Genomic DNA, 15340 nt, shown 5'->3' on the forward strand with positions numbered 1-15340 from the left:
GGAATAACCGCCCAGCTCATACAAAACAGCGTTATTTTCAAAGGCGTTTTAAAGGATTTTTCAACGGATTCTTTTCACGTGAAAATTTCGCTTGAACCACCGCAGACATCCCAGTGGATCAATCCTGAGACAAATGTCGAAGTTATTTTATCGAACGAAAATGAGATTATGTATACGGGGAAATGTTCTATAAGGGAAAAGGCTGTTTTGGCGAAGGATATAATACTTTTACTAATGCCGGAAAGTAAGGCCGTCCAAAGATTTAGACAAAAGAAGTTTAGAAGTAAAAGAATTCACACCTTACCATCACCCAACATTATTTTTTACCATCCATTAACGGGGAAATTGTTTGACATTAAAGCAGCCGATGTTTCCGGGTTGGGGTTTGCAATAGAAGTTGAATCAAGCAAGGCTTCGTTTCTGCCAGGAATGATTTTTCCTGAAATGGAAATGAATTTTGCAAATAGCTTTCGTTTTCAATTTAAGGCTCAAGTTTTATATAAAACAGAAGGAGATGCTGAAAATATAAAGTCAAATGAAAAAGTTAGGTATGGATTAGCATTTCTTGATATTAGTAGTAAAGATCATCTAAAATTATTGGCACATCTCTACCAGTCGAATGAAAATAATGTATATATTAGTAATAAAGTAGATTTGAAATTACTTTGGAAATTTTTTTTCGACTCCAACTTTATTTATCCAGAGAAGTATAAATTTTTGCAATCTAATAAAAATGAAATCAAACAGACCTATGAAAAACTTTATTCTCAGGAATCTGAAATTGCGAGACACTTTACGTATCAGGAAAATGAAAATATTGCTAGCCATCTTGCAATGGTAAGATTTTATGAAAACACTTGGCTAATTCACCACCATGCGTCTAATAGAACAGTTCCATTTCGTGCAGGATTGTCGGTATTAAATCAAATAGGCCTTTATTCCAACGATTCGTACAATTTATATTCAAATCATATGAATTATTTGCTTTGTTACTTCAGGCCGGAAAATAAATTTCCAAATAGAGTTTTTGGAGGAGCTGCAAGATCGATTAACGATAATAAAAAATGTTGTTTAGAGCTTTTTGCATATTTTCATTTCAACAACTCTGATTATAAAAGCATGAATACACATTGGTCCTGGGGATTAACGGAAACAGATGGTGATGATCTTGAGGAATTAAATGCATTTTACACAAAAAAATCAACAGGGATGATGTTGAAAGCGTTTGATCTTGAAGATGCAACGAATGGAAAAGATATTTATAAGGCGTTTGAAAAATCTGGATTGAAGCGAAATAGGTTTCTATTTTCAGTGAAGATTGATCAGAAGCTAAAAGCGATATTAATGGTAAATGTTGCAAATGTTGGGCTAAATTTATCAGATCTTACAAATGCTACAACCATAATTGTTGTGGATGAAGAGGGTTTGTCTATCGATATAATAAAAACAGCATTATCATTGTTAACTGCAAAATTAAATTTAGTAAATATTCCAGTATTGATCTACCCCTCTATTTTTGCAGAAAATAGTTCAATTGACAAGGAAAGAGAATATTGTCTTTGGATATTGGATACTCAATATGGAGATAGCTATTTTAAGTATGTGAACCGATTAACTCGCTTAATATAGAAATATTTTTTTCAATGTATTGTCTATGCATAATCCATCAATAGATAACAACACGCCAATATATAACAGCAGGATAGTTAGTACTTATATAAGGCTTATTAGAAAGGATTATCCTTTTGTAGATATTCAGGAATTATTAGATTATGCTAATATGACAACCTATGAGGTTGCTGACGAGGGACATTGGTTTTCACAAAACCATGTCAACCGGTTTCATGATAAACTTTCTCAGCTAACAAACAATGAGAATATTGCTAGAGAGGCGGGGCGTTTTGCGGCATCGCCAGAATCAATTGGTTCAATGCGGCAATACATACTGGGAATGATCAGTCCTGCAAAAGCCTATGAGATAGCGGGGAAAGCTGCTGAAAGATTTACAAAGTCTACTAACTACGAGGCCAAAAAGCTATCCTCAAATAAAGTCGAGATCAATGTAACTCCCCGTAAAGGGGTACAAGAGCAACCATTTCAATGTGAAAATCGTATCGGCTTTTTTGATGCGATATCAGTAGGCTTTACAAACAAATTGCCAACAATAGAGCATCCCGAATGCGTCTTCAGGGGAGGATCGTCCTGTCGCTATATTATATCCTGGGAAAAAAATTTTTCAGATGTGTGGAAAAGAGCACGAAACTATGCCTTGCTGTTTTTCGTTTTGGTGTGCCTGGTTGCCATTTTTATTCATCCGACCTTCATGCTCTCAGTCATTCTACCGATATCGGTTTTAATTTTATTTTTATTGAGTTCCACCAGCGAACGTATAGAAAAAAATGAGTTGAAATCCAGCTTGAGCCACCTCAGGAACTCAAGCGACCAGCTGTTGGAAAAAATAGAAACAAACTATAACAATGCGTTGATGACCAACGAAATCGGTCTGGCCATCAGCAGACATACACGCATCGAAGATGTTTTGGACAACGTCATCAATGTGTCTGAAAAGAGGTTGGATTACGACCGGGGAGTGATTCTTCTGGCAAATGAGGACAGAACCAGACTGATTTTCAGGGCTGGTTTCGGATATACAGACAAGCAGTACGATATTATTAAAAACACAGCCTTCCATCTAGACAGACCTGAGTCGACAGGTGTCTTTATTTTGTCCTTTCATGAACAGAAACCCTTTTTGGTTAACGACATTAACGATATCGAGGGTACGCTCTCACCCCGGAGCGTCGAATTTGCCAACGTACTGGAAACCAAGTCTTTTGTTTGTTGTCCCATCGTTTGCGACAACGAGTCGCTCGGCATTCTGGCCGTCGACAATCTAACGTCCAAACGCCAATTGATTCAAAGCGACATCAGTTTACTTCTTGGCATCGCATCGGTTTTGGGGATAAGCATTCGAAATGCGGAGCTTTTAGAGGCAAGAGAACGACAATTCAACTCTTTGCTCCAGACCCTGGCCGCTAGTATCGATGCCAGAGACCCCCTCACTGCCGGCCACTCGATTAAGGTGACAGAGTTTGCTTTGGGCATCTGCGATGAGATGGAACTGAGTCATGAATATCGTGAAATGATACGCGTAGCCGCCTTGCTTCACGATTATGGAAAAATTGGGGTTCCGGACGCCATATTGCTGGCTCCCAGAAAATTGACGCCAGAAGAATACGAGGAAGTAAAAACACATTCTGAAAAAACAAAAGTGATTTTGGACCAGGTCAATTTTGAAGGGATTTTCAGCCAGGTTCCCATAATTGCCGGCGCTCATCATGAAAAAATGGATGGGAGCGGTTATCCAAACGGGCTTAAAGGCGATGAGATACCACTAGGGGCAAGAATAATTGCCGTTGCCGACTTCTTCGAGGCGATTACCGCCAAAAGACACTATCGCGACCCCATGCCGTTTGAAGAGGCTGAGGCGCTGTTGAAAAAACATACCGGAAACCATTTTGACGAAGAGATCGTTTCTTCTTTTATGAGTTATTATAAGAGGGAAAACAAAATTCCTTGAAGCGATGGTCTGCACTCTCAATCTGTTTTGATGGTGGTTAAATTTCAAAACACATATTGAATTTATTGTTTAATTTCAATCTTGATATCCTTGGGTAAAGCCAGTCCAGCAGCAACATACATGGCTTTGCAGACAGCCGTCGGCACGACACATGCTTCACAGGCACCCTTTTCCACAAGAACTTTCCGGGAGATATTGAGAATCTGGCTTTCACTTTTTGGGCCTATATCCTGGTAGGCATTGATCGGGCAAATTTCTTTGTATTGCGCAGCCAGGCCTTTGATGATTTCACACGGGCTGACAACTTTAAGGTCAACATTCATGCTGTCTTCCGAAGTTGCGGTAATAATGGTTTTAAAGCCGCAGATACCAGCATCGACCTTAACCTTTGCATCCATAATTAACCTCCATGCCTTTCGAGCCTTCTCTGTCTTTAAACGTCCAGATCGATATTTCGAGTGTAATCTATCATATGCCAGGTTCGAATTGGTTAAGCAAAGCATTTTTCGACCTGGCGCTTTTTACGGCCGCGAAAGTCACCGTCGACGGCGCTTAAGGTCGGTTATCACCCGACGGGCGGCATTGTACCCGGGTGCCCCGGACACGCCCCCACCGGGATGGGCGCCGGAGCCGCACAGGTAAAGCCCTTTTACCGGGGTCTCATACTGGGCAGCCTGTGGGTGAGGCCGCATTGAAAAAATTTGGTCCATGTCGTGACGCCCGTGGAAAATATCCGATTCCGTGAGGCCGTAGATCGTTTCCAGGTCCAGAGGGCTGATCATTTGACGTCCGATGACAAGCCCGGGCAGGTTGGGCATAACCCTTGCCATGTAGTCCACGATCCGGTCGGCAACGTCCTCCTTGATGTCGTCCCAGCTTCTTTCATCAGCCATTTTATAGGGATAGTATTTGGCCAGAATGCTCACAACGTGGTGGCCCGGCGGTGCCAGGCTGTCATCCAGCGTGGAGGGAATCGTGATTTCCAGACGCGGCTCGTCCGGCAACTGACCCGTGGCAGCGGCAAAATAGTTGGCCTCCATGGCCTCGTAGCCCGGGAACATCATGATGTCGGAACGGTGCCAAGGGCCCTCCCCTGCTGGAAAAAATTTGATGTCGGGGAGCCCCTTCAAAGCCAGGTTGAGACGGAGGGAACTGTGGCCCATACGGTACTGGCGGATATCGCGTACAAAATCTGAATCGAGCTGTTCCGGCTTGATGAGTTTCAAAAAGGTGCGCTTGGGGTCCGTGTTGGCCAGGACGCAGCGGCCGCCGATGACCTCACCATCGACGAGCCGCACACCGGTAGCTCCTCCACTTTGAGTCAGTATCCTTTCCACGGCGGCGTGGGTGCGGATTTGGACACCCTTGGACTGTGCAAATCCAGCCATGGCCCGGGTAAGTGCCCCCATGCCACCCTTGACCAGGCGCCAGGCGCCCCGTTCTCCTTCGATTTCACCGATTGCGCTGTGAAGGAACGGGATGGCCGAACCCGGCTGACGAAGGCTGGCAAAGTTGCCTGAAAAACAGGCCGAGGCATACATGTTCTTGATCATGGAACTGTGGAACCAGCGCTGAATGAAATCATCGGCACTGCCCAGGAGCATCTGGAACAGGCGATGCCTCAATTCCGGTGTCAGTTTTTTAATATCCCAGCCCATACCCGCAAGCGCCGTAAGACCTTTCAGATCAGACAAACCGACCCCAAGCTTGGGCGGTTCCCGCAGCATTTGATTGCGTATGACCGCACCGACATGCTGGATGACCGCTTCAAACCGCTGCATGGCATCATAGTCAAGATCTGAAAAACGGCCCACCTCCTTGCGGTCATGCTTTTCATCACCTGTTAGGAACAGATAGTCGTTATTGCAAATGGCCAGAGTGCCGTCCATTTTCAACATCTCGAATCCGTGCTTTTTCAATTCGAGATCCTCTATGATCTCCGGTCGCAGCAGGCTGACCACGTAGGAGACCGCGGAAATGCGGTGTCCCGGATAAATTTCCTCGGTGACCACGGCGCCGCCGACCTGAGACAGCCGCTCTAGAACTATCGTTTTAAAACCCGCTTTGCCCAGGTATCCTGCCGCTGTCAGTCCGTTGTGACCGCCCCCCACGATGATCGCATCAAAATGTTCAGTCATGCCTTAATCCTATGTGCAGCCGGAATGATGTATGCAACACGCTTTAAGCCAGCCATTTCCGACCGAGCCGATGACTGGACAAGTATGTTCAAATATGCCCCGATGCCTTGACGACATCGATCATGTACTTTTTTTTCAAAGCGCCGAAAAACGATCGCAATACCCTTGGCCCTGCATGGGGGATCTTGCGGTTGACAATAAAATGCGAGGTGAATTCGTTGGTTTCACCGGCCATCAAATCGGCGATAATTCTGCCGCCCGTCTGTGTGGCGGGAACACCCTCGTTGTATCCGACACCATAGTAGATGTTGCGATGCTCGCCCATCACACCGACGGATGGTCCAAAATCGCGGGTGCCTGCCGTTGGACCGCCCCAGGCATGCTCGATTTTGATCCCGGCAAGCGACGGAAAACTTTTGATAAGATCCTTGACAATTTTATGGGTGACGGATTTGTTGTTCCCGGGAGCGATGCTGTCATTGTGATAGTATTTGGAGTCCGACCCGCCAATAATAATCCGTCCATCAGCACTGGGAATCATGTAGTTGAACAACACCCGGTAATCGGAAAGACCCCTGCGATTTTGCCAGCCAATGCTTTCCCACTGTGACTCGCTCAGGGGTTCCGTGGCCACGATGTAGGTATATATGGGAAAAACACGGTCATTAAAAAAGCCGATCTTGTGGGAATAGGCATTGGTGGCCAGGACAACCACCGGGGTTTTCACTTCCCCGAGTTCAGTGTCCACATGATGAATCTTTCCGGGAACCACACGGGTAACCACGGTGCGCTCCCTGATCTCTACCCCCATGCCTTCCACAATTTTTTTCATGCCGCGGGCCAGTTTGGCAGGGTTGAGAATGGCGCCGTGCGATGTTACGAGCCCGGCCCTAAAGCGTGATGACTTAATCTCTTTTTCAAGCGCCTTTCCTTGCAGCATCTCCACATTCAGGCCCCACTTTTTGAGGATGTGGTACTCCGCCTGCATGACTTTGACCTGGGCGTCATTCAGGGCAACATCCAGCATCCCGTTTTCTTCAAAATCACAGTCCAAACCGTGGTCGGAAATGCAATTCTTGATCTGCTGAATACCGTAAAAGCTGACATCCAGGTTTTTTTTACAGGTTTCAGAATCTTTACACTTTGGATCCAGCAGTGATGTTGCGACACAAAACCCACCGTTGCGGCCACTGGCCCCATAACCGCAGCAGGCACCCTCGAGGAGCAGGATCTTTTTCCCGGGAAATTTTCGATGGATATTGTAGGCAGATGAAAGGCCGGTATAACCACCGCCGATGATGACGACATCCGCTTTGTGCTTTCCCCGCAACGGTTCATTGATGGCTTCATTTTCAAGTCCGGCAGTCTTGAACCAAAAATTGTCAAGGAAGTATTCATACAGGGCCGGTGGCTTCAGGCCCTGTCGCCGGGTGGCTAAAGGTGAAAAGTATTTCAAGCCGTTTTTCCTTTCAATACGTTGAATCTTAGAGCGCTTTAGATCAGTATGCGGGTCTAACCTTCAAGATGGTCATTTGATTTGAGAGCCTTATCCGCCTTGCGCTGGATGGCTTCCAACTTGCCCAGAATATCGTCGTCCAGCGCGTTTTTCAAGTGGCCTGCTAGAATCTGCTCCACCTTTTCCCGGGCCTTGCTGTAAAGATCCGGCCTTCCCAGCGTTTCCCAGTGCTCGTAAGTGTTGCGGTCACAAAGCGCCGGTCGGAAGAACTCCTTGTCACGGCAGTACCTCAGGGTCCCCGGTTGTGTTAAAAAGTGCCCGCCCGGCTGGGCCCCCTTCACATCTGCATAAAGATCCTTTTCATCGCACACATCGATGCCATCCTTGTAGCGCTGGCACATGAGGGCGATCTCGTGGTCCACGACGATCTGCTCCAGCACCAGAAGTTGACTGGTGTCCAGCTCGCCGATACCGTTGATCAGATCCACACCACTCAGGACAAGCGGCAGCGTACTCAGCGTTTTTTCCATGATGGCCTGGGCACCGGGCTGCTTGGCATCGCTCAAACACCCGGCCTGGGTATTGGGCAAACCGTAAAAACGCGCCATTTCACCCAAAGCGGCATTGATCAGGGTTGTTTCGGGTGCGCCCTCGAGAAAGGTGCCGATGCTGAAATTGGTGATACCGGCTGCATGGCCTAAAATGATGGGTGTACCCGGCTCGGCCATCTGGTATAGCACCAGGGTCGACAGACCCTCGGCATTGGCCACGGCGGTGTCGCTGTAAAGACTGGCCGGACCGGTTGAGCCGGCGGCTGGCATGGGGAAGGCCAGGATGGGTACGTGAAATTGAACCAAATCCAGATAGGTGTCGCACATTTCCCGGTCGTGCGTCAGCGGTGGTATAGTGCAGTAGCAGACCGAAAATATTTTCCTTTCCTTGACCCTGTCTTCACTGCCCAGGATGGCGGTCAACCCTTCGATTAGAAACGGCACCTCCTCAGGATGGTGCAGCTCGTTCTGGATGTGCTTGGAGGAATGGATAAAGGATGTGAAGGACGGTCGGATCTCATTGTAGTTGTCAGTCGTGTCGCTGCACAAGACATTGGGCCAGACCACCGTGGCCAGCGGCATCTCTTCGAATATGCGCAGGCTGGAGACCAGATCTTCAGTCATCGCGTTGCGACGTTCACCGGTCATAAAATCAATGGCAAAAGTAGCCGCCCCATCCAGGGTATAGCCCGTATCGGTAGACGGCAGGGCAAAGTCGAATTCGGGATTCCGGGCGCCCAATACAAAGGATTTCGGTGCCGTGTTCAAGGCCTGGTTCACCATTTCCTCCGGTATTTTGGCCACTCGGGTGTCCCTGTTTATGCTAGCTCCGTTTGCGTCCAGAACATCGAGAGCCTTGTCGCTCATGAATTTTACGCCAACCTCAGCCAGAATCTTCAGGCTGTCCGCGTGGATACGAACCTTTTCTTCTTCGGACAGGATGTTCAGGTGTAACTGCATTTAGGGTACCCCATGAACATAGCTATTGGGTTAAGGGTTTGCGAATGAACCGCCGGGACGCAAAGACCGCAAAGGATGATTTTAGTAAAGATCTTGGCGTTCTTTGGGCCTTGGCGATTCAGGCTTTACTGACATATAAAGGTTCTCATCAATTCTCAAATCGCGACCGAAACCGCTTCACCGAATTGATTTCAATCTCCAGCAGATCCGCCACCCGGCGCTTTGCCAGGATACCCTCGGGGCCGCCGGCCTCCGGGGTGACCGTGCCGATACCCAGCTCTTTTCTCAGGGGATACATGACATCCTCGTCCACCAGATCCATGACCGTCACGCCCAGTTTTGCAGCCACATACGCCTTGGCCTCTGCCAGCTTCATTCTGCGGGTCATCTGCATCCAGGCAACCAGATCTCCGGCTGTCCGAATCCCACCCATACCCGCAGCAACGATGTGTGTCACCGGCATGCCAAAAGGGTCTCCGGTGCCAACCTACAAGCCATCCGCCCTGCCGATAAGGGCAAGGGCCTTGGAAGCGCGGCTGACACAGTCGATGGGCACCTCCAGGAGCATGGGAATGCCGCAGACCCCCATGCCTACGTTGGGGTGAACCGGTATTTCGGCCCTTTTGACAGTCTCTTTTACCATGGTGAGCGACTTGGCCAGATTCCAGGGAAATGACTTGGATGTATCCACGTTGATGGCCGGGCCGAAAATGTCGGCCCCCACCGATTCAACCAGCTTCACCTGGTCGTGTGGGAACAACCCGGCCAACTGCTGTCCGTCGAATGCAATTTCCCCGTGCATGCCCAAGACGAATTCACTGGCCATGCCGATGATGACGGCCATGCCCGGTGCATCCCTTTTTAGCTGCCGGGCCGCTTTCAGGGTGGCGTAAAACTCGGCATCCCCTGTAGATCCGGCCGTGTCGAAATTGAAGCCTTCGCATCCCATGGCATTGAGCTCCCTGCCGATATAGACCATGTCGTCGCACAGTTGCGCGGCAGCATCCTCCTGAGCCTGCTGGGCTGCCTTGATCTTTCCGGCCGGCATCAAATCGGCCGGATTTGGAAAAGGTCCGTCGGGCTGAAAGTACTGCCCCATGTTGGGTTGTGAACCGTAGAACAGCGGGGCCGTGGTCAGCATGGAGATGTTGTGGTAGGACTGCAGCTCAACGTCCAGGATGGCCTTGACCGGCTTGAAGCTGTAATCGCTGTGCCCCAAAGAGCCGGTGTCTGCGGCCATTGCCCTTTCGTAGGACAGAACTGAGGCCTGCCTGCCGATGGAAACACCGCTGCCGCCGTCGGCCTCGGTACCGGCAAAGCACTCGGCGATGCCATCGTCGGTGACGATCAGTTCATGACCGTGGGGAACACTGACGACCCTCCCCGGTTCGGCGATGATGGCGAACAGTTCATCGGCTTCGTTTTCCGTCAATCCTGGGATGCGGGCCAATTCGGCAGCATTCTGAATCCCTTTGGCGATTTCCTCTCTGATCTCCGAAGGCGTCATGGCGATGCGTTCGCCATCACCCATCCGGGTTAAAATGGGTTCCGACATGGCTGGCTTTCCTCCTCTTTAGAATTGACGTTGATACATGGGCACATCACACAGCCATCGCACGGCCCTTAATTTACAAGTCCGAAATCTCCTTCTCATAGGACTTGATGATTTTTTCAGCCGCCTTGACAAGACCGTCATCCAGCGGCGGCACCACATGGTCGGCAAGGGTTTCCCTGACGACTTTGTTGGCCGCTTCGGCCATTTCCTTCTCATCGAGGGACAGCAGGTCAAGCTTGGCCTGATCCCACTGGGTCAGATCGCTTCTCAGGTAAGTTAAGGTGTGGTCGCTGGACAGGAAATCTCCGCCGTGACCCACGGCCCGGATCGCGTCAAGGCCCATCATCTCCTCGCTGATCTCCACCGATTTAAGAAAGTCTTTGAAAAAATCCCACATGTAGGCATCGATGACCAGCTGCTCGAAGGATACCCCCTTGGCATTGTCGATGCATCCCATGCCGGTGATGATGTCGGTGTAAGCTGTCGGGCCGATGAACTGGTTGGCGATGTACTGCACACCCTCCAATCCACCGCTTACATTATCCCCGAAACCCGTATCGGCCACCAGGCAGGGCAGATCATAATGGCGGGCCATCTGCCCCAGCCCGAAGCTGACCAGGGCTTTTTCCGGAGCGCCGTAGTTGATATTGCCGGTGAGCATGTCCATGGGAGCGGATTCGGAGGTGTAGACATGCGGTGCGCCCGGGGATGCCGCCTGGGTAATTACCAGGCTGGCCAGGTTTTCGGCATTGGCGTTCATCATCATGCCGGCTACGGTTACCGGGGCGGACAAACCGCCCAGGGACATGGACATTGAGCAGATGGGGATGCCCGCCCGGGCGAACTCGACCTGGGCTTCGATGGCGCCGGCTTCAAAGGAGAGCGGCGCCAGAGGGCAGCTGATCACCGACATCAGGGGGCGCGTCTTGAGAGCTTCGCGACCACCGGCGACGAGGGCGGCCAGTTCGATTTGGACCTGTGCGTCCCGGGCACTTTGCACGGTGACACCCTGGACATGCTTTAGCGTATTTTGCATGGTTTGCCAAAGCTCATGCGGCCCATGGGCCCTTTTGGGGACATCGTTGGCCGTTAGGGCGGTCCATAAAAAATCCGGGCTAAGCGCATCGCTGAGCCTAGAAAATTCGGCTATGTCGCGGCATGTGGAATGACGGTATTCACCGGTTTTATAATCGGTGACGAAAACAGCCAGACCACTGGTAGTGGCATAGGGATAGGGATGGGCCGGCAGGGTCAGGTCGTGCTTGGAATCTCGGGCACACAGCTTGAACGTCTTGGGGGCCATATTCAGCGCGTCTGTCACGACCGTTTCGGATAGTTTGGCCACACCGGTGTCGAAATCGACATGGGCCCCTTTGGCCGCCAACAGCTTCAGGGTCGGAATGCTGTGCACCTTGATGCCGATTTCTTCCAGGGCCCTGAGGCTTTGGGTGTGAATCAATGCTATCTCGGATTGACTTAGAAATGTCATTTTTGCGTTGGCCATAATGTCTTCTCCTCCGTAAATCAGCCGACCGCACCTGGTGACAAACCGTTTATGCGCCCGGTGTCCCCCAGTCATAACGCTCCCGGATGATCCGCCGGATCAACGCGGTTTCAATGTGCTTGATGCCTTTGATCGCTTCGATTTGAGTGAGCAGCTGGTGCATTTCGTCAATGGATTCCACGAAAGTTTCCAGCTCGATGGTGCGTTCCCCGATCATCTGGGCAATATAGGACAGGCGATCGAGTTTTTTCAGCTCCGTGATAATCTCTTCGATTCGATCGCTTTCGGTAGAAAGGCTGATATTGGCGGCTATGCCGAATCCCAGCTTGAAGGGGTTACCTACGGCCACGATTTGGATAAAGTCGCCATCGATCAATTTTTTCAGGCGGTAGCGGACCGTTGCTTCGGAAACGCCAGTTTGTTTTGCTATTTCAGAGCTGGGCATCCTGCCGTCCTTTTGAAGCAGGCCGATGATGTTAAGGTCTGTCCCGTCCAAACGTTCCCGCATAATATCTTCCCTTCACGTTTTGCATTGTAATTTATTGTAGCCTTATTATTTATTTTTCGTCAAGTAAAAAGATAATTATTTGCGGTATCAGTAAATATATTATTGACAATCGTTAATTTTTTCTTTAATATTTTTAAAAAATTAACTTGAGGAGAGGACCAAAATGAAAAAAGTGCTCATCATTGGCGCAGGGGCGCAGGGCAATGTCATCAGCGGTGTCCTGGCCAAGGCTGAAGAGGTCGGCGAGATTACCCTAGCGGATATCGATCTGGAACGAGCCAACGAGGTTGCCCAATATGTCGGTTCCAAAAAGATCAAGACTGCGACCGTTAATGCCGCAGACAAGAACGATGTCGAAACCCTCATGAAAAAGGGTGGCTATGACATGGTGGTCAACGCCACCCTGATGACCTTCAACCGGCAGATCCTGGAAGGGGCTCTTACTGCCGGCATCCACTACCTGGACATGGCCTCCAACGATTTTTTCACCCAGAAGGATGGTAAGGAGTACCTGGTGGAGCAACTGGAGTATGGCGAGGCCTTCGAGAAAGCCAGTTTGACAGGTAACATACTGGCCGGCGGCGATGCCGGGCTCGTCAATGTCATGGTCCGGGAGGCGGTCGATGAACTGGACGAAGTGGATTATATCGGCATCAAGGACTACGGTGTGACGGAGTGCGACGAGCCGGTGGCCATGTGGTCTTTCCAGACTTACCTGGAGGACTGTGCGGATGAGGCCGTTTACTGGGAAAACGGTGAATATAAATACGCCCCCCCGTTCAGCGGTGAAGAGGACTACTATTTTCCCCATCCCCTGAACCTCACCGGCAAGGTGTTTTATCACAACCACGAGGAACCGGTGACCCTGCCCAAGTTTCTGGGCAAGCCGGTGAAGTATGTTGACTTCAAGATGGGGGACCCGGACAGTGCCACCTGGCAGTTCCTTCTGGAGGGACTGAATCTGATGGACGATACGCCTCAAGATGTCAACGGTTGCCAGGTCAGCCCCAGGGACATCTTCTGCCGGCAGCTACCACCGACCCTGACACCAAAAAAGTGCATTGACTTGCTAAAGGAAAACCGGCTCAAGAGCCAGGCCGTGCTGGCCGTGGATGTCAAAGGCAGAAAAGACGGCAAAAACCTGCACTACAAGATGTGGACCGACAGCCCCAATGTCGCTCGTGCTAGCAGCATCATCCCAGGCACCAACGATGTTTCCTGGATTACCTCCGTCCCGGCCTCGGTGCTGGCCCTCATGATCCTGCGCGGCCAACTGAAGCGTACGGGCGTGTTTCCCTGCGAGGTTCTGAACAAGCAGCAAAGGGAACGCTTTTTCAAGGGCATCAAGGAATGGGAAGTTGTTATTCACAAACAGGTAACATCGGATGTGGTCTAGGTCTATTTTATCGGAACCGCTGAAGGACGACGACGAAATAGGGACAATAACGGGTTTCACGGATGAGACCCCAGTGTAATCATCTTCGAAGGCACATCCGCATTGCCCAGGCTAAACAAAGAATATAAAGGGGGTGTTTATGATTACACAGAGTCAGTTTTTATCTCCGGAAGAACAGCAGATCATTCACGATGACAGCTTAAAAATATTAGCTGAGGTAGGGGCGCTGTTTCACAGCGACCGTGCCCTGGATATCCTAGCCAAAAACGGTGCCAGGGTAGACAAAGCCGGCAAAATAGCCAGAATTCCGGAGGAGATGGTGTCACAGGCCTTGAAAACAGCGCCCAAATCCTTTGTTCTCGGCGCCAGGGTGCCGGAAAACGACTTTTCCCTGCCGTCCACCTACAGTGGTCATGTGCTGGACAACGGCGGAATTTTCACCCGTGACTTTATAACCGGTGAACGGCGTAATGCCAACTTCCAGGATCACAGGGATTTCCTGCGGGTCTTTGATGAGATGAAGCTGGCTGCGGTTGTCTGGGGCACCACGATTCACGAATTTCCCAACCACTCGGCCGGTATCCGTACAGACCTGACTTCTTTTATGTATTCTTCTCTCCACATCCAGAATGAATTGGGCGGTCCCGAAGAAGTGCCCTATCTCATCGAAGGACTGGAAGCCATCCTGGGGAGTGCCGATGCGGTCAAGGAGCGCAAGATCTATTCGGTGGTTTACTGTACCCTGGCGCCCCTGGTGCACGAGGGCCATATGTGTGACGCCTATTTGGACCTAATTCAGTACCACCAGCCCATTTGCCTGTTTCCCATGCCTTGTTCCGGCTCCACCGGGCCGGCCAGCCTGTACAGCAACATCGCCCAGGGCAATGCCGAAGCGCTTTCATCCCTGGTGCTCTTCCAGATGGCCGAACCAGGCTGTCCCATCATCTTCGGAGATGCGTCCGGCAGCACAGACTTTGCATCCGGGAATTTTGTGGAAGGCTCTCCCGAAATGGTGCTGCAGACGGCCGCCAGGGGTGAGATGGCCAGGTTTTACGGTCTGCCCAACGAGCAGGCGGGCTGTTTGACCGATGCCAAGGATCACGGTCCCCAGGCCATTCTAGAAAAAGTGGTCACCACCCTGCCCTTGGCCATGAGTGGAGCGGATCTTATTCAGGGTCCCGGCGCTCTGGAAACCAGCAATATGATGACCTTGGAGCAGATCGTAGTGGATGACGAGATCGCTTGTTTCTGCAAGCGCATTCGGGACGGCATAGACATATCGCCAGCCAAGGGTTATTTAGGAGATATAAGAGAAGTGGGGCCTAACGGGCATTTCCTGATGCAGCCTAACACTCTTTCCGCCTGCCGTAGCAGCGAATTTATGATACCGGCCCTGTGTGATCGCAACACCTTCGAGCAGTGGGTTGATTTAGGGCGACCGGATATCTATGACCGGGCCAGAGAGCGTGTGGAGGAGATTCTGGCATCCCCTCAGAAAAACCCACTGCCGGAGGACGTTGCCGGCAAATTGGAAGATATCATGCGCAAAGCAGATGAAGGATTGAAATAGCCGGTCATTTATCAGCAATTAGCAGCAGACTTTGGGCAGCAGGCTGTGGGGACCTATTGGTTTTTAAACGGTTTTATGGCTTTACAGAATAGATAAATGGTGGCAAAAACGGCATCTATATC

Annotated in this window: 10 protein-coding genes and 1 pseudogene; 4 read left to right on the forward strand and 7 right to left on the reverse strand. The window is 50.2% G+C overall.

Going from position 1 to position 15340, the window contains the following annotated elements:
* On the forward strand, window positions 1–1629 hold a 1629-nt coding region (locus LJE94_04255; GenBank protein ID MCG6909320.1), incomplete at its 5' end, for a PilZ domain-containing protein.
* Window positions 1630–1654: 25 nt separating this feature from the next.
* Window positions 1655–3580, forward strand: coding sequence for an HD domain-containing protein (locus LJE94_04260; protein MCG6909321.1), 1926 nt, complete (start codon window positions 1655–1657; stop codon window positions 3578–3580).
* A 62-nt stretch (window positions 3581–3642) separates the two neighbouring features.
* Here the strand turns inward: LJE94_04260 and LJE94_04265 are convergent, their stop codons facing one another.
* From LJE94_04265 to LJE94_04295, 7 genes and pseudogenes are all read right to left on the reverse strand, one after another.
* Window positions 3643–3978, reverse strand: a complete 336-nt coding sequence (locus LJE94_04265) for a hypothetical protein (protein MCG6909322.1) — start codon at window positions 3976–3978, stop codon at window positions 3643–3645.
* Window positions 3979–4116: 138 nt separating this feature from the next.
* The gene (locus LJE94_04270; protein MCG6909323.1) at window positions 4117–5718 is read right to left on the reverse strand and encodes an NAD(P)/FAD-dependent oxidoreductase; all 1602 of its coding nucleotides are present in this window, start codon (window positions 5716–5718) and stop codon (window positions 4117–4119) included.
* Between the two features lie 88 nt (window positions 5719–5806).
* Entirely contained in the window at window positions 5807–7174 is a 1368-nt protein-coding gene (locus LJE94_04275) for an FAD-binding oxidoreductase (GenBank protein MCG6909324.1), read from the reverse strand.
* Between the two features lie 56 nt (window positions 7175–7230).
* Window positions 7231–8685 (reverse strand): trimethylamine methyltransferase family protein, encoded by a 1455-nt coding sequence (locus tag LJE94_04280; protein ID MCG6909325.1) that lies wholly within the window; start codon window positions 8683–8685, stop codon window positions 7231–7233.
* A gap of 148 nt (window positions 8686–8833) precedes the next feature.
* A pseudogene (mtbB, locus tag LJE94_04285) lies at window positions 8834–10240 on the reverse strand ([dimethylamine--corrinoid protein] Co-methyltransferase).
* 73 nt (window positions 10241–10313) lie between these two features.
* Window positions 10314–11744, reverse strand: a complete 1431-nt coding sequence (locus tag LJE94_04290) for a trimethylamine methyltransferase family protein (protein MCG6909326.1) — start codon at window positions 11742–11744, stop codon at window positions 10314–10316.
* A 49-nt stretch (window positions 11745–11793) separates the two neighbouring features.
* The gene (locus tag LJE94_04295; GenBank protein MCG6909327.1) at window positions 11794–12252 is read right to left on the reverse strand and encodes an Lrp/AsnC family transcriptional regulator; all 459 of its coding nucleotides are present in this window, start codon (window positions 12250–12252) and stop codon (window positions 11794–11796) included.
* 163 nt (window positions 12253–12415) lie between these two features.
* Here LJE94_04295 and LJE94_04300 point away from each other — a divergent pair, with 163 nt between their 5' ends.
* Together LJE94_04300 and LJE94_04305 are read left to right on the forward strand one after the other, a co-directional pair.
* Window positions 12416–13648, forward strand: coding sequence for a saccharopine dehydrogenase NADP-binding domain-containing protein (locus LJE94_04300; GenBank protein MCG6909328.1), 1233 nt, complete (start codon window positions 12416–12418; stop codon window positions 13646–13648).
* 139 nt (window positions 13649–13787) lie between these two features.
* Complete coding sequence (locus LJE94_04305; GenBank protein MCG6909329.1) at window positions 13788–15218, forward strand: trimethylamine methyltransferase family protein; 1431 nt, start codon at window positions 13788–13790, stop codon at window positions 15216–15218.
* Window positions 15219–15340 lie beyond the last annotated feature (122 nt).

This window comes from Deltaproteobacteria bacterium (assembly GCA_022340465.1).
Lineage (GTDB): Bacteria > Desulfobacterota > Desulfobacteria > Desulfobacterales > B30-G6 > JAJDNW01.